Source organism: Paraburkholderia sp. RL17-337-BIB-A (genome assembly GCF_046025895.1).
In the GTDB taxonomy this organism is placed as follows: Bacteria; Pseudomonadota; Gammaproteobacteria; order Burkholderiales; family Burkholderiaceae; genus Paraburkholderia; species Paraburkholderia fungorum_C.
Genome location: NZ_JARESY010000003.1, coordinates 86478 through 106837 on the forward strand (window position 1 = coordinate 86478; position 20360 = coordinate 106837).

The following is a 20360-nucleotide window of genomic DNA, read 5'->3' on the forward strand; positions in this document are numbered from 1 at the left end:
GGGGAGGCGGCGGTAGAATGAAGTGATGAAGAAAACGAAATCGCTTTATCACGGTCACCGCTTCCCTGCCGTCGTCATCAGCTGCGCGGTTCGGTGGTATTTCCGGTTCAGCCTTAGCCTGCGCGACGTCGAGGAGTTGTTGCTCGAGCGTGGTGTCGTGGTCACTTACGAAACGATCCGTTGCTGGTGCGACAAGTTCGGCGCTGCATTCGCCCGGTGCGCCAAAGCGGCGCGGCCCAGGCCGGGCAGCATATGGCATCTGGACGAGATGTTCGTGACGCTGCGCGGCGAGCCGTATCTGTTGTGGCGAGCGGTCGACGAGCACGGTGCGGAGCTCGATGTGCTGGTGCAAAAACGGCGCGATAAGGCTGCGGCAAAGCGCTTCTTCCGAAAGGTGCTGCGTTCAAACCCGGTGCCGCGCAAGATCGTGACCGACCAGTTGCGCAGCTATCCGGCGGCGAAGGCTGACATTCCTGAGCTCGCTCATGTGAAGCACGTTTTCGTCAAGGCGGCTGCACGTGTGAACAACCGTGCCGAGAACAGCCACCAGCCGACCCGCAGGCGCGAACGCCAGATGTGCGGCTTTCGCGATGCGCGTCGCACGCAAGCGTTTCTCTGATGTTTTGGCCCGATCCGGCAGCACTTCGCGCTGCCCAGACATCAGATGAACGCAGCATGTCATCGCGCAGTACTCCAGGAACGCCTCGCCACATGGCATGGTTGGGCTGTCACTTCCGCATCTCAGAAAACTATTTAATAAAGACAACTACGCTTCAGTTAAACAGGTAGTTTACAGCCGCCAACTTGACAAAGCCCTGTGAATGAGTCGGCGCAGCGACAACTACAGATAAATGCAACAATAAAATGCAGTCAGCGCCCTTTGAAACTCATCCTGTGACATGGAGGCGAACATGCTGGAAATCGCGAGAGATCGGGTCATGGCAACGGTGAACAAGATTCTCGAATTCCGGCTGACCGCGTCTTTTGTGTCGGGCCTGGCGAGCGCCGCGCTCACCATCTGTCCGGTGCAGGCGCAGGTACAGTCGCCGTCGTTCGAGACCTTCGCCGTCCCGACCGGTAGTGCGCCCCATGACGTCGCCCCGGCACCCGACGGCGCCGTGTGGTACACCGCGCAGGCGCAGGGCGCGGTCGGTCGGCTGGACCCGCGTAGCGGCAGGGTCGACAGGATTCCGCTTGGCGATGGGTCGGCACCCCACGGCGTGATCGTCGGTCCTGATCGCGCGGCATGGATCACCGACGGCGGCCAGAACGCGATCGTGCGCGTCGATCCGAAGACGTTCGCCGTCACGCGTTTTCCATTGCCGAAGGACCGTCCGGACGCCAATCTGAACACCGCAGTCTTCGACAAGCAAGGGCATCCGTGGTTTACCGGCCAAAGCGGCGTCTACGGCGAGCTCGATCCGAAGCGCGCCAGCATGCGCGTCTTCGATGCGCCGCGCGGGCACGGCCCCTACGGCATCTGCGTGACGCCGGACGGCAGCCTGTATTTCGCGTCCCTGGCGGGGAGTTATCTCGGCCGCATCGATCCCGGAAGCGGCGCAACGCAGGTCATCGATCCGCCGACGCCGGATCAGGGTGCGCGCCGTGTATGGTCCGATTCGAAGGGGCGTGTGTGGGTCAGCGAGTGGAACGCAGGAAAAGTCGGCGTATTCGATCCAGCGACGCGTCGATGGCGCGAATGGCGCCTGCCTGGCGACGATCCCCATCCATACGCGATATTCGTAGACGACCAGGACATCGTCTGGCTCAGTGAATGGAGCGCCAACGCGCTAGTGCGCTTCGACTCGCGCACTACGCGGTTCGATGTGTTTGCGCTGCCGCGTCCGCACTCGAACGTACGGCAAATGATGGGCCGCCCAGGAGAAGTCTGGCTGTCCGAGTCCGGCACCGATCATCTGCTGCGCTACCGCTCCCGCGCAGCAGATGCCCGCGGGAATTGACGACGCACTGTCCCCGAGCGTCATCCACTGTATAGGAAAGACTATGAGCGACGACTTTGGACGAAAAGTCGTTCCTGGCGGTGAATCACCGGGGCTATTTGATGCCGCATGCAACACCGTCCGCGATATGACTCAGGCCCGATGCGCAGTCGTGATAGTCGTCGACGGCGCGGCTGGTTCGGGATATTCAGTGATCGGCCCTCTGGATGCGCAGGTATTGCTACCGGACATCTTGCAGCAGATTGGCGATGCATTGCACGGACAACTGGTGAAGAGGTTGCAGTTTGCAGGACGGATACCCCGCCGACCGAGTCGCGCTCGACCCGCCAGTCACAAACGGCCGGTAAGAGCAAAGGAGCATCCGTTCAACTTGGGTAATGCGACAGTCGCTTCATGGGCCGACTGCTGTCCGACGCGGTCGGCAGAACCCGGCCCGGAAGGGACTTGCGGAATTCCCGGTAGCGGCCCCACTTGAGGCTGCGTCGGACGCTTCAAAGCCGTCTGGCCGGTCCAGTCTCCGCTTGGACGCGCCCCTTTTTCTCTTGGGCCAAAGAGCGGCCGACGATTGGTCGGGTTTCATTCGACGGGTTGCTCGCTCGTCTTGCTGTCAGTGTCGTCAATCGGAAGTTCCTTCCGGCAATTGCGTCGGAGCACTATGCTTTTCATCAAGTGAGGTACGAGGCTAAGGCTCGCGAACGGCTACCAGATAGATGCATAAATGCCGATTGATCCCACGTGCCCGATGTCGTTCTCGACGTTCGGCACGAGGCTTCTGGGTATGGCATCGTCGTCGCGCGTACGCGCGATGGATAAACTCTTCAAGGAGGCAGTGTCATGGACGAGTTTGCGATTCAGGGATTTCGCGGAAGGCTGATCGGTCCGTCAGACAAGGACTACGACGAGGCGCGAGCGCTGTACAACGGCATGATCGATAAGCGGCCCAAGGTGATCGCTCGCTGCACCGACGCCGCCGATGTCATAGCGGCGGTCAACTACGCACGCGATAACAAGCTGCTTCTCGCAATCCGCGGAGGCGGACACAACGGCCCCGGTTTGGGCAGTTGCGACGGCGGGCTGGTCATCGACCTGTCGCAGATGCGCAGCGTGCGCGTCGACCCAGCGAGCCGCACCGTGCGTGTCGATCCAGGCTGCACTGCAGCGGATCTCGATCACGCGACCTACGCCTTTGGCCTCGCCGTACCGCTCGGCATCGTCGGCAGCACGGGCGTCGCAGGTCTGACCTTGGGCGGAGGAACTGGCTATCTGACGCGTAAGCACGGCCTCACGGTCGACAATTTGCTCGAGGTGGATATAGTGCTGGCCGACGGCTCTTTCGTCACCGCTAGCAAGGACAAGCACGTTGACCTCTTCTGGGCGGTGCGCGGTGGCGGCGGTAACTTCGGCGTGGTCACGAGCTTTCTATTTCAGGCCCACAAAGCCAAAATGGTGTTCGCTGGTCCGATCTTCTGGGACGCCAGGGACGCCAGGCAGGTTATGGCGATGTATCGCGACTTCATCCCGAACGCCCCCGAAGAGCTTGGCCTGTTTGTCGGCCTCAAAACTGTGCCTCCAGTCGATCCCTTCCCCAAGGAGCACTGGAACAAACGCGCCTGCGCTCTGATCGGTGCTTTCAACGGGCCGATCGCAGAGGGTCAGAAGCTCATGGCCTCGCTGCTCGAGAAACTGCCTGCCCCACTGTTCAACTGGATGGGCGAGATGCCGTGGACTGCCATCAACAGTCTGTTCGACCCGTTCTTCCCTAAGGGCTTGCAGTGGTACTGGAAGGGCGACTTTGTCAAGGCGCTACCGGACGAGGCGATCGACGTGCACATCGCCAACGCGCTCAAGGCACCGACCCCCTTCTGCCTGATGCACCTTTACCCCATAGACGGCGCCGTTCGGCGCGTCGCTAAGGATGCCACGCCGTGGAGCGCGCGGGACGCGTCCTTTTCGATGGTAATTGCCGCGATCAGCCCCGATCCCAAGGACGCGGAGGCGCTTAAGACATGGGGCCGTGCCTACTGGGGGGCCATCCACCCGTTCAATCTGGAGGGCGCCTACGTCAACTTCATGGACGCCGACGAGGCCGAGAACCGCGTCGAACTAAGCTACGGCGACAACTACAAGCGCCTTGCCTCGATCAAGGCAAAGTACGATCCCAACAACCTGTTGCGAGTCAACCAGAACATTAGTCCGAAAGCGTGAATCTACGCGCACGGCCTCGTGCGCCCGCGCCGCGTGGTGGTGTTCAGCGCGAACGCGCTGCCGACATTGCCGTCGTCGTTGCTGGCTGACTTGCTTGTGTCGCGCGCAGCTTGAAGAGTGTCCACGTCGCGCCGAAACTGATCAGCGCGACGCGTGAATGAAATCAGGTCTAACCGAACTCCCGGGGGTTCGCGTTCCTCGCGCACGAGGTCCCTGGACCTCACAGGTGCGTGCAAGCTACGCGAAACAGTTCGCGAAAGTCCGCTTCGGAGCGATCCTAAGCTGGTACCTCGACGCCCGTTCTTGGCCGGGTGCCGCCTCTGCTATAGGCATATGCGACCGAAGTCCCCGCGAGCTGCGATCGGCCGCACGCGACCCTGAACGGACCGTCAGTTTTCCTGAAAACGGCCATTCGCGGAGACAACAATCAAGATCTGTTGTTGTAGATTGGTCATCGTCTTTTCCCGTTCACCAGTGCGCGCCGTTGTGAGCCTCCCAATGAGGGCGGCCCGTTCGAAGAATCTTGTATGGGATCCGATCCGCAGCCAGGACGTGCGAGACAGCAGACCACTGAGCGCTTGTCAGATTCACCGTGAAAATAGTCTCGTCCCGGGAATGGGGCCGCTCGGTTGAGGAAGAAGCTGGCTAAGCGGCATGCTTTGCGCTTCCTCTGTCGGTAGTTCGAGTGTGATGGATGTCATGGACGTGCTTTCCCGGTCAATCAGCAGACTTTTCAATCTGATGCTGGCTGTAGGTCCAGCCGTATTCGTATTGATCCCTCGGCAACTCGCTTACCTGCAACGCCTTATGCGCCGCAGTCAAGGACAAGCGAAGCCAGCCAGCTGCGTGCGCCGCACGAGCCAAACCGAATTCTCTGCGCTCCCACGGTCCAAGGTCGGCATCTGTGTTCATCGCGGCAATCTCGCATCGCTCGATCAGCCCAGCAACGAGAGCGCGCTGTTTGTCTTCGTTCCTGCCGTCATGCGCGGCGAGTAGGTCAAACGCATTCTGGATTGCACCGTAGAGCGCTTCGTGTTCCATCGCTTCTCCTTGCGCCGGCTGCACCGGCTTTTCCTTACTACTAGCACCAGTACGCGCCGTTGCACGGGTGAAGCGATGTATCGTCACCGTGCATGAAGTGCCACGCGTACGGTACGGCATTGCGGTCCAGATAGTCCTTCACGTCGGCCCACTGCTGCGAGTGGACGACATGACCCACGACGCCAGCAGGATGATTGTGGCCCGAGATTTCGGCGGAACCGAACGACGCCGGCAGGGCGGCTCGCACCTGGAGCCCGATGTCGATCGAGCCAGGCAAGCTAACGTTACCCATGTGATCTCCTCTTCCAGCCTATTGAATCGCACTGGACAATTTGTCTGCCAGTCCGTCAGATTCCTTTGCGACAATCACGAAAATGCTGTCTCCGGCGTCCATGTAATTCTCCGCGGCGCTCAGCGTGGCATCCATCATGTAACACCCTTGGGAGATCAGCAACAAGGGTTTATTGGGCGGCTCGCCACGTTTGAGTCCCTCTAGATTGGCCCTATCAACTTCTTCGCCAAGCGCGTGGACACGGCGCGTCAGCAGAAGCTGTTGCTCGGCGATCGGCATTCTCTGTTCGTCCGTCGTTGCGTTGAATGCTCGATGCATAAGGGACCGCACCTTGCTGTGTAACTCAAAATATTCTGACCGGTACACTGTATCGGGGCCGTCTTGCTGCGGAAGAGCGGTGGCAGGATGCGCAATCAGAAAAAGCAGCAATACCGTTACCAACCGATGCAAAGGCAGTCTCATCGCAAGCATCCTTTTTCTGATTTCATTCAGGGGCAGGCATCCGGTTCCACGATCGGTACTTCCACGACACTACTTCTTCGAGCGCCGTAACCTTCGGATAAGCAATGCGATAGCTTTCGTGAACAAGTTTGCCTACCTCCTTGATTTTCTCGCACGCGAGAACGGCTTTTTCTTACTCGCTGGCGGAATCTCGGTGCTCGGGCTCCCCGTCTCGCTCGATCACCCCCTCAATCTCCGCGAGTGCATTGAGTCGCTCAAGCAACACGGTCGGCTTATACTGAACGCCCACGCCAGCGAAGTTCGCGCCGATCGGAGCCGCCAATGGAAGGCCTGTACGTTGCAGAGAATTGGCAACCGCGTTGAAATGCTCGCCGTCGGAAAAGACGCCTGGAAGTAGTTGACTCCGCGCCGCGAGGTTGGCAGCCATCTTCACTGAGAAATCATCTTCCGGTCTGGAAGGATGAGCAGCTGACGTCCGGAGCAATGTGCCAAGCAGGATGATCTCATGCCGCCAGAGCGACGCAAGCATGTCCGCGTAATAGAGGAAATCATCCGCGGCAATCGCCCGTTCACGGACCTGTCCGGCAAAGACTGCAGCGAGGAGGCGAAGATTCAGTCGAGCAGCACCCTCCTCGGCAGCACGAAGATAGCGGGAGAGCACGGCGGCCGAGTCCTCAAGATCGGATTCGCGAAGGGGCGCAGCCCCAGACCGCAGTTCAGCGAGCACGATGGCCTGCGCGCTTTCTCGCCGCCTCTTCATTACTCGATCAAGGAACTCCGATGCCACCCATCCAGTTACATTCGCCGTGACAAAATGGGCAGCCGAAGCGGTATCACCGGCTACAGCGCCTAATAGGCTAGGAAGAAAACTCGACATATCCGCTTTTCCTAATCATCCGCGCATTGGCACGATATTTACGATCAGCGCCTTTAATCCATCGTGTTTTCGGCTCACCATCTTCAGAAATGCATCGATCCCGGCTTCGGTGTCAACGTCGCCAGAGCATGAACATGCGTTGCCAAATCCCCAGGATTGCTGCCGGGCCGAGTACTGATAAACAACCAAGACTTTCTGCTGACCAGTTGGGCACATCAACGGCGTTTCTGCCGCAACTGCCACCGCTGAAATGGCTGCTAGAGCGACCAGCAAGAACCCTTTCTTCATCAACTTCTCCAGTTTTACTTTGCGCCGGCGCGGACGGCTTTTCCTACCTAAGTTACTTGCACCGAAACTGGAGCGAGGCGCTGGCGGGTTGTGCGAACCCGGAGTCGGTCATTTGCAGTGACACGGTCTCGACCTTCTCGTTTTGCTTCGCGCAGAAGTCATTCGCCTCACGGTATAGGTCAGCTTTCGCGCCGTCCGCCGGACCAAATCCCACCTGTGCGCTTCTCTTGGACACCATGTACGTATCCCCGTCCATTGGGACAACACCGGTGCTTGAGCAAGCAGCTAAAGCCAGGACAATTGCCGTGGAGTAGGCTTTTCTCATTTGTTCTGCTCTTGTCTTTTGAACGTCTAACGTGATGGCTTGCAAGCTCGATGACACCTTTCCGTCTTATGCGTCGCCGCTCGTCAGTCGGGCTAGCAGCGCTTTGGCGTCTTCAAGTACAGCATCCAGTCGTCCATGATGCGCTTTGGCGACCGGGCTTCGGATAATCGCAGACTGCCGCAGCTCTTCCGACTCCATCAACGCTTCGGCTACTTTCAGTCTCAACAACGCAAGCTCGAAATCAGTCACGGCGACCTCCGTTCGTAAGCGCAATTACGCTTCACAAAGCGTAGTTCGTTTTCGTCGCTTGGCAAGGGGCTAGTCCCGTCGAACGAAGGCGCTGCTTTTCCTTTAGATTTTGTAGGGTACGCGCACGCCGGGCTCATCCGCAGGAAAGTCCTTCGTGTTGCGCGAAACTAGCAACAGGGAATTTACCTGTGCCGAGGCCCAAACAATCGCGTCAGGCAGGCGAATTCGCTTCTGCTTGCGAATCTCGACCGCTCGATTGGCAATCGAACTGTCCAGCGCGATCACGTCAAATGAGCCGAGCCATGCTCGAACCGCCGCCTCATCGTCTGCCGTTGTGCCAACAAGAACTTCCATCCACGTAATCGTGCTGATCGATCGATATTCGTAGCGCGCCAGTTCTTTCTTCGCCGCGCCGACCCCACCGAGATAGTCGATCAGAATGTTTGTGTCGAAAAGGGCCTTTACCATTCCGAGCGCAGTTCCTGCTGGTATTCAAGGCCATCGATTTTCTTGCTCTTCCACAGGCCGAAAACGTCGGCCCCAAGCGCTCGCTTGTGCTGTGCGATATAGGTATCGATCGCATCACGAATCACAGCGGCGCGGGAACGTTGCTCCGCCTCCACCAGTGCCGCCAGTTCCTCGACCTGCGCATCGGGCAGGTCAACCAAGATTCGACTCATTACAGCCTCCGTTGCATGATATATACATCGTATATCATTCGTCACGGCTTCGCAAGTAATATCGGCATGGGAAATCGAGTTCTTGGCCTCGTAAAGCCCCTGCTTCAGCGCCCGTTACGAGGAAGTTTGCGGCCAACGTCGTAAAAAACACCCTGCCTGCCGCATGAAGTGAGCTTTCCTCGGAAAACATCCCGATCGGACCGAAAGACTCAAAATAGGGGCGGGTCAGGCTGGAGCCACTGCGCCGCCTGCAACCCGGCCATGACGGCGCCCCCGGTCGTGGCGCGAACGATGCAGCAGACAACCTGCACCCAGGAGAAATCACATGAAACGGACGATCGAGCAGACGGTAACGCGCAAAATCTGCGGGGACGCTGGTGGATGCTGCGCGGACATGTTCCCATGAACGGGAACGGTAGCGCTGCACGCTGTGATGAATGCTCTTCACTAAGGCTCCAGTAGAACTGGGAGCCTTCCCACAGGGAGAAAGCTCCCGTAGGGACAAAAATAGAAAAGCCCGCTGTAGCGGGCCAGTCGATGCGCCTGTGGCGCGGTGGATTTGCTGAGATTAGTCACTTTTGCGCTTCACTCTTGAAACCGCCTCTAAAAAACTACCCTCTTTCTGAATACTGATTGCCAGTTTGCGGCTAACGCCCTTGCAACATCGGGCGCGTCGTATTCAACGGAAGCTGTCACGACGGCAGAACAGTTCAAGCGCGAAAAGATGAAAGTCCACGGTCCGAAAACTCGTGGGCTTGGTCAAGGGTGAATAAAAAATTGCAAAGACTTGTTAAGGCTCCTCGCCCTAATACTCCTAATAGAGGTGCCAGCAATGCCATGTTGGGTCTTGCTCATCGATTCGTTTGCGGCCCAACAGACGATTTGCCGCTGACTCGATGTCCGTGTCCGACGGCCCGATACCAAGCGCCTCGGCAGCTTCAAGTACGGCATCGATGCCGCTGTCATCAGCGAAACTGCAACCGTGCTTTCGAGCGGCCGTCTTCGCTTGACCGACCAGTAGGCCGACCACATCCGCACACGCTCCGGCCAGCATGAGAGCGCGATCGCGTTGGCGGCGTTTCCGTCTCATACAAGCTCCTGCAGTTCGCTTGCGTCCCGCAACACGACCGTACCACGGCGCGTACCCCTTCACTGATCCCGGAAAGCAGGCGTGCACTGCCATGTAACACCCTTGCGGGTTGCCGTCACCATCAGGCGAAAACGCCGCCTGAACGTCCGGCGCGGCGCCGAACGAAGGCTGCTCCCACAACATGGCGCCGGCGGCGACCAGTGCGCCAATCAAAGCCACACCCGCAATCTGCTTTTTCATAGAAACCTCCGTGGTTTTACGTGGAAATGCCCCGACTCCCGAACGACGGGAGGCGGGGCTTTCAAGGGGATGGCAAGTCAAACAATCAGGAACACGACTTCGGATGACTTGCCGGGTAGACAAGTACCCGGCCGTCAGCACAGATTGTGAAATCGCCCGGCTCCCCTCTCGGTTTCTGGACGACGATCACGGGCCGCGGACGCGCCACATTTGCCTGAGGTTGCGTCGTACACGCGCAGAGTGACGAACTACCTGCTGCCATCAGCAGCATCAAAAGGTTTTGCATGGGTTGCTCAACGGAAAGGAAAGTGGCCGCTTGCGCGGCGCGCGATTCAAGGGGATTGCCTGCGTGGAGGGTGATCCACTTTCCGTCGACCAGAACGTCACGCATGAGCGTGCCGTTCAGGACGTACGTATAGGTGTTACCCAAACGCGGCGTTGCAGGACGTACCGAGACCGTGACGGTTTCGGTGCGTGCATACATGTTTTGCTTCGATTTCATGGCGTTCCTCCAAAAAACGAGGGAACGCCCCTATCGGTTATTCCCCACAGGGTTAAGAAAATTGATGTCAGGCGGCCAACGCCTCGACATCGATGACTGCATCAGCCTCATTCACAAGGTCAGGCGTTTGCGAGATAAAAAACTCCCGCTCATACCCGCCCTGCCGCAGCACCTCCCGCTTCATCCGCATGAACTGCAGCTTGCGCTGCGGGTCGAGCGGACCATCGGATTCGTCGCTGAACAGGGTCTGATATGGCTGACCGGAGTTTTGCGCGAGGTACAACGCGATGCCACGCGTCAGACACTCGTTGATCCAGACTTTCTGCCCGCCAGACATCACGGTTACAGACTTAGTGCTGTCGGCTTCGGCGTCGTGTACGAGGATTTCGAAACCCTCGCGCATTTCGCCGGTAGCGAGCGCGCGCTGCGTGCGGATCTCGACCGTGAACCGCATCCCGTAGCAAGCCAGGAGCAGCTCATTCACGGTATTGGCCAGGGCGGCCCCTGCGTCGTCAATCGTCAGGGCAACGACACCGTCGTTACCGAGACCCTTGGCGAGCAGCTTCCAGTACGCAATCTCCCCCGACAGACGATCAGCACGCTGTTGCGTAGCCGAGAACCTGTCCAGATCGACGCCCAGTGCGTCGGCTTCGGCCTGCAGAACAGTCTGAGACCGGATCAATGCTTCGATCCGTCCATCCAGTGCCGCAACAGCCTCGCGATTGGCAGCCAGCTTCCGGTCAGTCTCCGCAATAGCGCCCGTCACGTCGACGGCTGCGAGTTGCTTCGACTCTTCCTGAATCCTGGCGATTTCCGCGTTCATCCGGGTCTTTTCAGACTCGAACTTTGCGGTGCGCGCCGTTCCTTCTTCCGTCACCGTGCCGAGTTCCGCTTGCGCGGCCTCAAGTCCAGCAACAGCAGCATCGAGAAGCAGTTTGCTCGCCGCGAGTTCCGTCGCTGTCTGCAAGGTCTGACGTGCCGTGCTGATCAGCCCGTTCAGCGCCTTCAGGTCATTGCGCTTCGCAGCCAGTTCAGCAACAACCGGTGCGAGTGCGTCTGCCTGCGCTTTCTTCTCGCGGTACTTTGCGCAAAGATCGGCAACGGAAACGCGCTGAACCTCTGCTTGCGTCTTAGCCACCAGCGCCTGCGAAAGCAACGGACATTGCGCATGCATGGAATGACCGACGCACGGCACCTGATCGACAACCGCCGCCTGCTGCGTCAGCGTATCGAAATGAGCGGCCTTGGTCTGCCCCTCCGTCATCAACCCGGAGAGCGTCGTTTGCAGCGTAGCAAGCGTCCCCTGCTTTGCTTCAAGTTCAGCAATAACCCGCTGCAAAGGCTCAAGTCGTGCCTCCTCGCGCGTGATCAGCAACTGCGCCTCATCGCGTTTCGACGCGGCGCCAATAATTGCTTCCTTCCGGGCGAGCGTCGCCTGATGCGCGGCAACCGTGCGACTCAGGGCGGTTACACGCTGCTGGGTTCTAACCGATGCTGCCTGGTCGTCATCCACAGCCGTCTTTAGCGCTCTGGCCAACTCGTCACGTCGCACTGAAAGCTCTCGCAACCGCGCCTCGACCGTGGCCGACTCGCTTTGCTTTGCCGCAAACGTCGCTCGTTCCAGAGTTAGCCGCGAAGCCTCCTCGAGTGTCGAATCACGCTGCGAGCGGGCGCTGCGCAAGGCGTCACCCTGAGCAAGTACCGATCGCTCGACCTCTGCCTTACGCTGGCGCTTGCCGACGAGTGCGGTCAGTTCCGCCTGGATGGAATCGAGCGCACGACCGAGCATCTTTGCGACGTCACCAGCTTTCGCCGACAACGCTTTCAGGTGTTCAATGCCGAGCATCTCCGCGAGCAGTGTCTTGATCTCGCCCGCTCCATACGAAGCGAGCGGCCGCCGGTTCTGCGCGGAAAAGACACTTGTAAAAAACGTTTCGAGCGAGCCGTTGATAGCCTCGACGCAGCGGTTGTACGTCGCCGCCTTTCCATCAGACACGGTCCCATCTGGCAATGAAACCGGTCGCCATGTGCCGTCCGCGCCACGATAGGCAAGGTAGTACTCCGCCTTTCCAGTCTTGCCGGGCTTGCGGAACGCGAACGACGAACGGTATCGGATACCGTCGTGCTCCCATTCCAGTTCCTTCAGCGCGCTGGTGCCACAAATGTGATCCCAGTACGAAAAGGCATCGACCGACAGCGTCGACGCATGCGACGGCATGATCGGATACGGATGGAGGTTATCCATGATCGTGGTCTTGCCGGCGCCGTTAGGACCGACAAGAGCGATAAGGCCTCCCGGCAGCGCTTCAAGATCGAGGGTGATGCTCTCGCGCTTCATGCCGTCGCGAACCCCGTAGAAGCCTTCCAGTGTCAGTTTCAGAGGACGCATGAGGGCACCTCCTGAATGTCCGACATGGCCGCCATGCGCGAATAGAACGCATCGTCATCTTCGTTGGGAAACGGCTCATTCGTCGGATCGGTTCTGGCCGTCGTAACCACCGGCGGCTGAAGCGCTCCGGCGATGGCCGCAGCGACACTCTCACACGCGCGGGTGAATTCACGTCGTGCGCGCGTCAGAAGCTCGTCCCAACCGGCGTAACCCGTCAGGCTTCGAATTTCCAACGCGGACCACTGCGTCGCATATCCCTCGCGGTATGACCAGAGAAGGTGCTGCATCTCGACAGTGGGCGTCACGGCGAGTTGAGCCGTCCCCGGTGTCGTTGCGGACAGCACGAGGATCTGGCCAGACTGCGCCATGACTGCCCCGCGATACTCCCCGAAGGGTTGATGAAGAATTGCCGGGGCGAAACCGGCATGATCGACAAGCGACTTTTGAATATCGCGCATGGGCTGATCGTCCATGGCGAAAGTGCGGACCCAGTCGGATCCGGCGGGATAAAGACCAAACATGATTGCACTCCGGAATAAATTGGACGGAGTGCGCCCGGTAGGGATCGCTCCCCGCCAGGGTAAAGGAAATGAACTGCTAAGAAAGGTGTTGCTACAACTACGTCGATGCGTCAGTGACGCGGTGAAACCTCTGTTTCGGATAGCTGCGATAGCTATCGGAACACGGCTGTGTCCCGGCGCAGGAGAGCCGTACTGGCCTCTCCTGCGCTACGGCAGCGAACTACGCTGCGAACAGATCGTCATCGAGCCACGATTTCTGAGCGACCGGAGCAACTTCAACCGTTGCATCCGGAAACTCAGGCAGCGTGAAATCGTCACCCGACGACTTAACCGGCGTGGTCCCGGTATCCGGTTGCTCCGGCACCGCAAGCGATAGCGAATCGAGGCGGGCGAGGACTCCCGCCGCGATCGCTTGCGCGTCACCCGTATCGAGCAGTTGAAACCGCTCGACAAGCGGAGCGGACTCGACGTTCGCATGCTCGCACCACCGTTCTATCCTTCGGTCGACGGTTGCTTCGAGGCTGATGCCCTGCGAACGCGAACGCACCACCGGAAGAATTCGCGCCTCGACCTTCAACCCGGCCGACTGCGCGAACAGCACGGCAATCGCGTCCCGATCGACTGACTGGCGATGCTCTTCGTCAACCTGCCAACGAACACGAACAAACTTGTCGTTCGCATCAGCGGCGATCGCCGCGAGCTTTTCCATATCAGGCGGCCCGTCGAAGTCAATACAGATCGTCTGGCGCGATGGTGTCGGAACAAGCTGCGCTCTCGCACCACCAGTCTCAACGTCCCAGATCAGATAGCCCTTATCGCCTTCTTCGCCGTAGTGAAACCGTCCGATCGATCCGGGGTAGGCAACAACACGCCCGCCGCGCTCCCACTGCTGGCACTTGTGAATGTGCCCGAGCATGAACGCATCGCACTCGGCCTCAAACAACGCACCGAGCGAGAACTCGTGATCGAAGCCAGCCATCGTTACGCCGTGTTCGGTCGTGCATCCGTTGACCGTGCCGTGCGAAACACCGACTGTGCGGATACCTGCTGCACGAAGCTGCTGGTTGATCCGCCCGACTGCCGTCAGATAATCGCCCAGCACGGCTTCCAGCCCGGTCGCGGCATCCTTCGCGCCGACTGCGCCCGCCAGTTGCCCCTTGTTGACCGTGGGCAGACAGGTGAACACGACGTCGGCACCCAGTTTCAGCACGCTGGCGAGCTCTTCTTCGTTGAAAACAGGTCCAGCCGATTCGAAGAACTGTCCCTCGAACAGACTGACTTGCTGCACACGCTCCGCGATGAAAACCGGATGGTTCGTCCCCATCAGAGCGAAGTTGCGCAGCGTGCCGGGAGGCTCGTGCGAAAACGTGCCCTGAAGCATCAGAACCGGCATGCTCAACGTGAGGCGGTGGATATTCTTCGCCAGACGGTTCAGCGATGGCGCGTGAGCATCGAGACGATGATCAGTTGAATCGCCAGAAATGACCGCGAAGTCCATACAGCGATTCAATGCGTCATCGACTGCGAAGGAAAAGCATCGGTCGGCCTCATCAAGGTTTTCCGGTGAGTAATGCAGGTCAGAAAAATGAGCGACTTTCACGTCGCCTCCTGTGAACGAAAAAAGGCCGCCGGACGGCAGCCTCAATGGGTAACGCGCCAGGGGCGCGGACTTGAAAATCAACGGAGATGGGCCGCCGAAGCGGACGAATTCGATGCGCAGATAGGGCGCGGTCGAAAACACTTTAGCAAGTCTGCTTGCTGAAATGCTCTAATGCGCAGTTGGAAAAGGAGACCAGCCCATAAGGGCCGGTCAAGGATTACACGAAAGAATTTGCCTGCTTGATTTCGTCGTCAAACGCAACCGGATCAGTGAGAGCCGCCGTAAGGCGGGCATTCATCTGATCGACGTCTGATGGACGCTCCGCCCAGCCTCGCCCGTAGGTGACATGGCCATACTTGCGGAAGTCCTGCTGCCGCGCCGGTTGACTCAAACCCAGGCGGTGCAGCAGATCCGACATGCGGTGACGTTTGTCTTCCAGTGGTTCGTCCGGATCGGCCTGTTCACTCCCCTCGCCTTCCTTCCCACCAGACCCCAAGACATCGTCGTCCGATTCCGCGAGCGGGTCGTCCAGGACCTCAACCGCACCGGCGGCTTCGATCAGTGCTACGGCTCTGCTGGCAGCTTCGAGCGCGGGCTGTGGTTCGTCGCCCGTGTCCAGCAGCGCGCCAAGGTCGATATCGGCATCCAGCACCGTCAACATCTGCTTCTGGCGCACTGGCTGACCGTTGTCGTCGATCCGCGTGATGTCGAACTCCTTCTTCGACAGCCAGAACCGCGTGCCGGTTAGCTTGCCGCGCGCGAGCGACACGGTCTGCATCGCCGAATACGCCTTCTGCAACACGTAAATCGAGTTTGTCGGCAATTCGATCAACCCGAGTCCCTTCACATCGGGTATCGCGAAGACGAATGTCGCGGTCAGATTGCATTTACGGTCCTGATACTGCGGGCACACATGCGGATCGCAAATACCGTCCGGGATGTCATCGTCCTGTCGCTGCACGACCAGACGCCCACCGAACGAACGTCTCGCCCGTTGTACGCGCGCGTCACGTTGGACCGGCGCATACGTCTTGCAGTAGCGCTTGCCGTCACGCTCGTACTCGGAGAAGTACTGGCGCCCAGCGGTAGTGTAGGCCGCCATCTGATTCGGCACGTTGCGCAGCCAGTCGTCGAACGCAAATATGACCGGAAAGCGATGCAGCTTGACACCGCCGCCGCGGTCCTCTCCGTACAACCTCAGGATCTCGTCAGCCGTTTCCGGATTGGAGAAGTCCGAGCGTCTGCAGGCGAAGTGCGACACGTTTCGCGGCACCAGCGCATTGCGAAGTTTCAGCTTTGATTCGATGGTCTTGCCGATGGTTTCGTACGAATCGCCCGCGGCAACCATCTCGTTGTACAACGCGACGGCCTGAGGATTGGCCTGGGCCGTGCGGGTTAATACCTTGATCCCGGGGCGGATCTTGCCGATGATCGGAGGCCGGATGGCGCGCTCTTCGACCAGACTGCGGGGCGTGGTATCGAACATCTGGACGACAGCGTTCATGATGGCTTCCTTGCGAGAAAAAAGATGGCGGTAGTCCGCAGCGTTTTGGCCTGAGATTCGATCTCGTGAGCCGCGACACTGCCTCGACGTTCGCTGACATGGTGGATAAAGACAGAGCGCTCGGCGTCACTGAACATCGCGACTTTCGCGACCTCACAGCGCGAACGCCATGCATCGGACGTGGTGTTCGAGGCGGTACGCTCGTTGTCGATCTGATGCTTGATAGCCTCGGCGATACGTTGATCGAGGCGGTTGGGCAACAACATAAACACCTCCGGTTGAGAAAATCCATCGAAGCGACGGACGAAAAAAAAGCCCGCTCCGGTCAGGGAGCGAGCTTCGTGAAATCAGGATAGTTGAGACCTACGCGCCACGTCCCTTCCGGGGACGTGGCGAGCAGGGAGCGACCGGAAACCGGATCGCTCTGTCAGAGGACGTAAAGTCGTCCTCGCGCAGCATGGTCACGCCGCGCAACAGCCCTTTTCGGAAAATACATTCCGCCGCAGGAATCACGGATCAGCCAACTTCGATCGTTCTACCCAGATCAGGCTCTGGAGAGAGAACACCCGAAAACCCGGGTTCGAACGATGTACCGGCGCAAATGAATGCAGGCCAGGTACGAGTATCACAGCTGAAATTGGGGAGTAAGTAGCGAGCAAACTCAGCACAAGAAGTTTTCCACACCGGTAGCAAACCGGTCGGAGCATGCTCAGGAGCACGACTTGGAGAAAAAAGATGGACTCCGGGCTTGGAGTCGAGGTCGATGCGTCAGAGACGCGGGGAATGGATTGAAGTATTAGGGCAAAACGCCCCCGTGTGCATTCTAAAGCTCGCGAAATTCGTATAGCTTTCGCCAGCTTGACTATCCACTGTTCAGTGAGAATGTGCGTGAGAGAACACATACACCCGAGAACAGTTATGTCTGGCTTCGAAACGGAAACTCCCGAAGGGGCTGATCCAGAACGGAAAATTCCCCAAAGCGCCCCGGCTTCTGGCCCGAGCGGCCTGCGTCCGCTCAAGCGCCTGACAAGCGACGATCGGCTCGCGCGGATAAACCCCGAAACACTGGCGAAAACAGAGTTGCAGTATTACTCCACTTTCGCGCGTGAATTCTGCCGTTCGGACTTCAACTTTTGCGCTGCGAAAATGACGCTGGCGCGCGACGGCAAGCTGGTAGCGCTCGAGGCCGAGTTTCGCAACGCCGAAGCGTTTTTCAGGAAAGCCCTTGGCTGGGCGAACCGCTTGCACGGTCGCAGCACCGGTCACTCCCCCGAGACGGTGATACTGGAAATCAAGCATCCGCTCTCCGGACGACTGGTTCGCCTCCTCACGCTCTATGACCAGCTCTTCCTCAAGACGATGGAGGCGCTGATCACGCGCGCGGTGATGCCACACGATCGCAAGGCGGCACTCGATAGCGCCGAAGCCCGAATCAGGCAGCTTCCATTTCTCTGCATCCCGGATAACGACCGCTACGCGTCCGAAGGGGTGCTACTCCCCAATCCGGGCGACGCTCACTGAGCGGCGCGTTTTCTTTGGCCGTGCCTCGACGTCCTTGACATCGCGCCGCGCCGGCCAGGCTCTATCCCAGACAACGAGAAGAGGCACCTACATGGACATGCGAGAAATCCAGCGGCTGCATGCGCAGTTCGCCCCGGATTCGATGGTCATTGACCTTCCCCGCCAGATCGCCGCGCTTCCCGCGCCGGGTGATTTTTCTGCTGATTCGGCACCAACCGCACGCGCACGATGGATGAAGGCTGGACCACGCGCACGCCTAGCGGTGATCTCCTTCGCCGTCGCTGCGGTAGTGGGCATGGCCGGCATGGGCGCCGCATCCGTCTACACGAACTGGCGCGCAGCGCATCAGACTGCCCCGATCGCCGCGCCCCCCCAAAAATCGCTGAAACCAGAGACCCCTGCAGTCGAAGAGACGACGCCTCGCTTCAAGGAGATTGACGCTGCACCGGCTCTCAGCGCGAGTGAGTTTGATTCGGCCGCGTCGCTGGGACTCACCGCGGATCAGTTCCGGAACTCAATGAAGACCCCGACGCGCCCCGGGACGGCAGCAGTTTCGCCAACGTTGACTACCGAAGCCGAGCGCGCTGCGACGTCGCCCATTCATCGCGCAAGCGCAAATCGCGAGCAACTGACTGCTGCCCCTCAGCCGACGCCGGCACCCACGCCAGTGGCGAGCGCCGCTAACAGCACGGCTGTCAACGTCCCAACGCAAACGACCCCCGCCACCGCGCCTGCCGCCGTCCCGGCTCCTGCAACGCCGGACGCTGAAACGGGCAAAGCCGCGCACCCCATCCGTCGGCACATCTCGCGTCCACGCGCCGAGCAGCCGAGCGAGTCCGACATACCGTCGAAACCCGCAGCTGCGACCCGCGCTGGTGCCCCTGAAGTGCAAATGTTTTAGGAAATTGGCCGTCATGAAAAACGAACTCTCCATCACCCTCATTTCTCCCGGCTGCACGATCAGTGGCGACATGATCGTGGATCACGGCGTGAGCTGCTTTGGCCTCATCGACGGCGGGCTCGTGTCGACCCAGGGACTGTTGCACGTTGGCGAAGGCGGCCTCGTCAAAGGCACGGCTCAAGGCGAGCATGTCCGGATCGACGGCCGCGTCGACGGAAACGTCCACGCGCGCGGCACCCTCGAGATCAACGGTCACGTTTCCGGCGACATTCTCTATTGCGGCACGATCAGGCTCGGCCCCCGCGCCGCACTCAACGGCACGATCAAGCGCGTCGCGCGAATGCTCACCATCGAGGCAGAACAGATCGGCGCCGATAGCGAACGGCTTGCCGAACAGAGCGCGGCACACGCGCCACAGGAGCGACCGGATTCGAACGTGACGGAACTCTCGCGCGCCAAGGCGTGATCCGGATCGAATAATCTCACCTGAATAGGACAAGCATGAAGCTGCGCACTTTGCTTGGATGGGCCGCAATCGTCGTGTCTACTGCGATGCCACTGGCAGCCGTCAATATGGTGGCCGCCTATGTCGACAACTCCATAGCGACCGCAACGTTTGTGAGTCGTGAAAGTGAACTTCGCCGTCTGTCGGAACTTAACGGCGACATTCGAAGCCTGCCGGCCGGTACCGCGTCGGCGCTGCTAGCCCGGCATGACTTGTTTCCGTTGATGGCCTCCAGCACAGCTTGGACGTGGCGCGTGCAAACCTCGGTTTCTCACTGTCTGAGAAATTTTTTCAGCAATTCACCCGTTAGAGCGCGCACACTGATGACATAGGGTTTATACTCAGCTCGTCTCCTCCATGTCTCCTCCACTGATATGGATTCAAGCCCGCCGCGTGCGGGCTTTTTCTTTTGTGCCGAACATGCGCAACTGTTGGGGTGCGAGTCCCCTGTCCAACCTGATGGTGGTGAAGGACTAGCGAAACGCAAGGGCGTCGCCGCGAGGCGGGGTCTGAAAGAAGCGTGTAGCAAAGCCATCGGGCCGTGAGGCTCGCCCCTATCCCGATTTTTCGGTCAGATTAGTGAGTCCGGGCGGTGTTTGAGGCTTAACTACAGTGCAGGTGAGATAAACGAGCGTCTTGCGGTTAGACCGCGCCGCTGTTCTTTCTGACCGGCGCGACGCTCCCCTCGTTTGCGCGTCATTCCATTGAAGAACGCCGCCCTGAGGCGTAGACGGGGCGCGCTCCAACGCGAGCGCTGCATCGTCAATAAAGTCGATTGCGCCCTCCATGGCGGGAAGTGTCCTCACCTGGCCGGCGATGTCGTCAGGTACTTCGCCGAAGGCCCCGAGGACAGCCTTACCGGCAACGATCCGTTCCGTGACTTTGCCGCCGATCACGAAACGGAGACGAAAAAATGAGTCAGACAGTGGTTTCTGAAGGAAGCCGTCCTCGGCGAAGACAATGTCAATTGAGGCGTCAGGGTCAAGCGGGCCGGTCCAGAGCGTCGCGATCTCTAGTCTGTCGGACTCAATAAGCGAGGCAGCCCGCTCGACGCCGTCTCGGACCGTCTCGACGGAGTGCGCCAGCGGGTCAATCAGGTAAGAAGCGAACATTATCGTCGTCTCTGTGGACCGGGGTTCACCATCTCAGCGCATGCAAACCCGCTGCGGCGCGTAACTGACGTGCAACCCTGGAGAGACGGCAACAA

At 59.4% G+C, this 20360-nt stretch carries 22 protein-coding genes and 1 pseudogene; 7 read left to right on the forward strand and 16 right to left on the reverse strand.

Annotation, left to right across the window (positions count from 1 at the left end):
- Window positions 1-25: 25 nt before the first annotated feature.
- From P0D84_RS38090 to P0D84_RS38100, 3 genes and pseudogenes are all read left to right on the forward strand, one after another.
- Window positions 26-757: pseudogene (locus P0D84_RS38090) on the forward strand (IS6 family transposase).
- A gap of 154 nt (window positions 758-911) precedes the next feature.
- Window positions 912-1961, forward strand: coding sequence for a Vgb family protein (locus P0D84_RS38095; protein ID WP_408346623.1), 1050 nt, complete (start codon window positions 912-914; stop codon window positions 1959-1961).
- Window positions 1962-2795: 834 nt separating this feature from the next.
- Window positions 2796-4166 carry an FAD-binding oxidoreductase gene (locus tag P0D84_RS38100; RefSeq protein WP_408346626.1) on the forward strand — a complete coding sequence of 457 codons (1371 nt, stop codon included), beginning with the start codon at window positions 2796-2798 and terminating at the stop codon, window positions 4164-4166.
- A gap of 717 nt (window positions 4167-4883) precedes the next feature.
- Here the strand turns inward: P0D84_RS38100 and P0D84_RS38105 are convergent.
- From P0D84_RS38105 to P0D84_RS49100, 15 genes are all read right to left on the reverse strand, one after another.
- Entirely contained in the window at window positions 4884-5207 is a 324-nt protein-coding gene (locus P0D84_RS38105) for a hypothetical protein (RefSeq protein ID WP_408346629.1), read from the reverse strand.
- A 40-nt stretch (window positions 5208-5247) separates the two neighbouring features.
- Window positions 5248-5499 carry a hypothetical protein gene (locus P0D84_RS38110; protein WP_408346632.1) on the reverse strand — a complete coding sequence of 84 codons (252 nt, stop codon included), beginning with the start codon at window positions 5497-5499 and terminating at the stop codon, window positions 5248-5250.
- An 18-nt stretch (window positions 5500-5517) separates the two neighbouring features.
- Window positions 5518-5961 carry a hypothetical protein gene (locus P0D84_RS38115; RefSeq protein WP_408346635.1) on the reverse strand — a complete coding sequence of 148 codons (444 nt, stop codon included), beginning with the start codon at window positions 5959-5961 and terminating at the stop codon, window positions 5518-5520.
- A 172-nt stretch (window positions 5962-6133) separates the two neighbouring features.
- Entirely contained in the window at window positions 6134-6838 is a 705-nt protein-coding gene (locus tag P0D84_RS38120; protein ID WP_408346638.1) for a hypothetical protein, read from the reverse strand.
- A gap of 15 nt (window positions 6839-6853) precedes the next feature.
- Window positions 6854-7126 (reverse strand): hypothetical protein, encoded by a 273-nt coding sequence (locus P0D84_RS38125; protein ID WP_408346641.1) that lies wholly within the window; start codon window positions 7124-7126, stop codon window positions 6854-6856.
- Window positions 7127-7517: 391 nt separating this feature from the next.
- Window positions 7518-7700 carry a hypothetical protein gene (locus P0D84_RS38130; RefSeq protein WP_408346644.1) on the reverse strand — a complete coding sequence of 61 codons (183 nt, stop codon included), beginning with the start codon at window positions 7698-7700 and terminating at the stop codon, window positions 7518-7520.
- A 102-nt stretch (window positions 7701-7802) separates the two neighbouring features.
- Window positions 7803-8168 carry a type II toxin-antitoxin system VapC family toxin gene (locus tag P0D84_RS38135; protein WP_408346647.1) on the reverse strand — a complete coding sequence of 122 codons (366 nt, stop codon included), beginning with the start codon at window positions 8166-8168 and terminating at the stop codon, window positions 7803-7805.
- Window positions 8162-8380: a ribbon-helix-helix protein, CopG family gene (locus P0D84_RS38140; RefSeq protein ID WP_408346650.1), complete on the reverse strand. Its 219-nt coding sequence runs from the start codon at window positions 8378-8380 to the stop codon at window positions 8162-8164. Before P0D84_RS38140 ends, P0D84_RS38135 begins: the two co-directional genes overlap by 7 nt.
- Before the next feature lie 814 nt (window positions 8381-9194).
- Window positions 9195-9710 carry a hypothetical protein gene (locus tag P0D84_RS38145; protein WP_408346653.1) on the reverse strand — a complete coding sequence of 172 codons (516 nt, stop codon included), beginning with the start codon at window positions 9708-9710 and terminating at the stop codon, window positions 9195-9197.
- Between the two features lie 85 nt (window positions 9711-9795).
- Window positions 9796-10212 carry a hypothetical protein gene (locus P0D84_RS38150; protein ID WP_408346581.1) on the reverse strand — a complete coding sequence of 139 codons (417 nt, stop codon included), beginning with the start codon at window positions 10210-10212 and terminating at the stop codon, window positions 9796-9798.
- Window positions 10213-10279: 67 nt separating this feature from the next.
- A complete protein-coding gene (locus P0D84_RS38155) occupies window positions 10280-12601 on the reverse strand; it encodes a sbcc family protein (protein ID WP_408346656.1) in 2322 nt (773 codons plus the stop codon).
- Window positions 12589-13074 (reverse strand): hypothetical protein, encoded by a 486-nt coding sequence (locus P0D84_RS38160; RefSeq protein ID WP_408346659.1) that lies wholly within the window; start codon window positions 13072-13074, stop codon window positions 12589-12591. The genes P0D84_RS38155 and P0D84_RS38160 overlap by 13 nt, the downstream gene beginning before the upstream one ends.
- A gap of 268 nt (window positions 13075-13342) precedes the next feature.
- Window positions 13343-14722, reverse strand: a complete 1380-nt coding sequence (locus tag P0D84_RS38165; protein WP_408346662.1) for a metallophosphoesterase family protein — start codon at window positions 14720-14722, stop codon at window positions 13343-13345.
- A gap of 217 nt (window positions 14723-14939) precedes the next feature.
- Entirely contained in the window at window positions 14940-16226 is a 1287-nt protein-coding gene (locus P0D84_RS38170) for a recombination directionality factor (protein ID WP_408346665.1), read from the reverse strand.
- Window positions 16223-16492 carry a DUF7696 family protein gene (locus P0D84_RS49100; protein ID WP_459252227.1) on the reverse strand — a complete coding sequence of 90 codons (270 nt, stop codon included), beginning with the start codon at window positions 16490-16492 and terminating at the stop codon, window positions 16223-16225. The genes P0D84_RS38170 and P0D84_RS49100 overlap by 4 nt, the downstream gene beginning before the upstream one ends.
- 652 nt (window positions 16493-17144) lie before the next feature.
- Here P0D84_RS49100 and P0D84_RS38180 point away from each other — a divergent pair.
- The 4 genes from P0D84_RS38180 (at window position 17145) to P0D84_RS38195 (ending at window position 19485) form a co-directional block, all read left to right on the forward strand.
- Window positions 17145-17747: a DUF1845 domain-containing protein gene (locus P0D84_RS38180; protein WP_408346671.1), complete on the forward strand. Its 603-nt coding sequence runs from the start codon at window positions 17145-17147 to the stop codon at window positions 17745-17747.
- Window positions 17748-17838: 91 nt separating this feature from the next.
- Window positions 17839-18648 (forward strand): hypothetical protein, encoded by an 810-nt coding sequence (locus P0D84_RS38185; RefSeq protein ID WP_408346675.1) that lies wholly within the window; start codon window positions 17839-17841, stop codon window positions 18646-18648.
- A gap of 13 nt (window positions 18649-18661) precedes the next feature.
- Window positions 18662-19114, forward strand: coding sequence for a bactofilin family protein (locus P0D84_RS38190; RefSeq protein ID WP_408346678.1), 453 nt, complete (start codon window positions 18662-18664; stop codon window positions 19112-19114).
- Between the two features lie 35 nt (window positions 19115-19149).
- The gene (locus P0D84_RS38195) at window positions 19150-19485 is read left to right on the forward strand and encodes a hypothetical protein (RefSeq protein ID WP_408346681.1); all 336 of its coding nucleotides are present in this window, start codon (window positions 19150-19152) and stop codon (window positions 19483-19485) included.
- A gap of 222 nt (window positions 19486-19707) precedes the next feature.
- On the opposite strand, the gene P0D84_RS38200 is transcribed toward P0D84_RS38195, so the two are convergent.
- Window positions 19708-20265, reverse strand: coding sequence for a hypothetical protein (locus tag P0D84_RS38200; RefSeq protein WP_408346684.1), 558 nt, complete (start codon window positions 20263-20265; stop codon window positions 19708-19710).
- Window positions 20266-20360: the final 95 nt, after the last annotated feature.

What these genes read in the sequence shown, in the direction of transcription:
- P0D84_RS38140 (WP_408346650.1), bottom strand. Translation starts at nt 8,380, where the DNA reads ATGAGTCGAATCTTGGTTGACCTGCCCGATGCGCAGGTCGAGGAACTG.
- P0D84_RS38100 (WP_408346626.1), top strand. Translation starts at nt 2,796, where the DNA reads ATGGACGAGTTTGCGATTCAGGGATTTCGCGGAAGGCTGATCGGTCCG.
- P0D84_RS38095 (WP_408346623.1), top strand. Translation starts at nt 912, where the DNA reads ATGCTGGAAATCGCGAGAGATCGGGTCATGGCAACGGTGAACAAGATT.
- P0D84_RS38135 (WP_408346647.1), bottom strand. Translation starts at nt 8,168, where the DNA reads ATGGTAAAGGCCCTTTTCGACACAAACATTCTGATCGACTATCTCGGT.
- P0D84_RS38190 (WP_408346678.1), top strand. Translation starts at nt 18,662, where the DNA reads ATGAAAAACGAACTCTCCATCACCCTCATTTCTCCCGGCTGCACGATC.
- P0D84_RS38110 (WP_408346632.1), bottom strand. Translation starts at nt 5,499, where the DNA reads ATGGGTAACGTTAGCTTGCCTGGCTCGATCGACATCGGGCTCCAGGTG.
- P0D84_RS38125 (WP_408346641.1), bottom strand. Translation starts at nt 7,126, where the DNA reads ATGAAGAAAGGGTTCTTGCTGGTCGCTCTAGCAGCCATTTCAGCGGTG.
- P0D84_RS38185 (WP_408346675.1), top strand. Translation starts at nt 17,839, where the DNA reads ATGGACATGCGAGAAATCCAGCGGCTGCATGCGCAGTTCGCCCCGGAT.
- P0D84_RS49100 (WP_459252227.1), bottom strand. Translation starts at nt 16,492, where the DNA reads ATGTTGTTGCCCAACCGCCTCGATCAACGTATCGCCGAGGCTATCAAG.
- P0D84_RS38105 (WP_408346629.1), bottom strand. Translation starts at nt 5,207, where the DNA reads ATGGAACACGAAGCGCTCTACGGTGCAATCCAGAATGCGTTTGACCTA.
- P0D84_RS38150 (WP_408346581.1), bottom strand. Translation starts at nt 10,212, where the DNA reads ATGAAATCGAAGCAAAACATGTATGCACGCACCGAAACCGTCACGGTC.
- P0D84_RS38170 (WP_408346665.1), bottom strand. Translation starts at nt 16,226, where the DNA reads ATGAACGCTGTCGTCCAGATGTTCGATACCACGCCCCGCAGTCTGGTC.
- P0D84_RS38120 (WP_408346638.1), bottom strand. Translation starts at nt 6,838, where the DNA reads ATGTCGAGTTTTCTTCCTAGCCTATTAGGCGCTGTAGCCGGTGATACC.
- P0D84_RS38115 (WP_408346635.1), bottom strand. Translation starts at nt 5,961, where the DNA reads ATGAGACTGCCTTTGCATCGGTTGGTAACGGTATTGCTGCTTTTTCTG.
- P0D84_RS38200 (WP_408346684.1), bottom strand. Translation starts at nt 20,265, where the DNA reads ATGTTCGCTTCTTACCTGATTGACCCGCTGGCGCACTCCGTCGAGACG.
- P0D84_RS38155 (WP_408346656.1), bottom strand. Translation starts at nt 12,601, where the DNA reads ATGCGTCCTCTGAAACTGACACTGGAAGGCTTCTACGGGGTTCGCGAC.
- P0D84_RS38160 (WP_408346659.1), bottom strand. Translation starts at nt 13,074, where the DNA reads ATGGACGATCAGCCCATGCGCGATATTCAAAAGTCGCTTGTCGATCAT.
- P0D84_RS38145 (WP_408346653.1), bottom strand. Translation starts at nt 9,710, where the DNA reads ATGAAAAAGCAGATTGCGGGTGTGGCTTTGATTGGCGCACTGGTCGCC.
- P0D84_RS38195 (WP_408346681.1), top strand. Translation starts at nt 19,150, where the DNA reads ATGAAGCTGCGCACTTTGCTTGGATGGGCCGCAATCGTCGTGTCTACT.
- P0D84_RS38180 (WP_408346671.1), top strand. Translation starts at nt 17,145, where the DNA reads ATGTCTGGCTTCGAAACGGAAACTCCCGAAGGGGCTGATCCAGAACGG.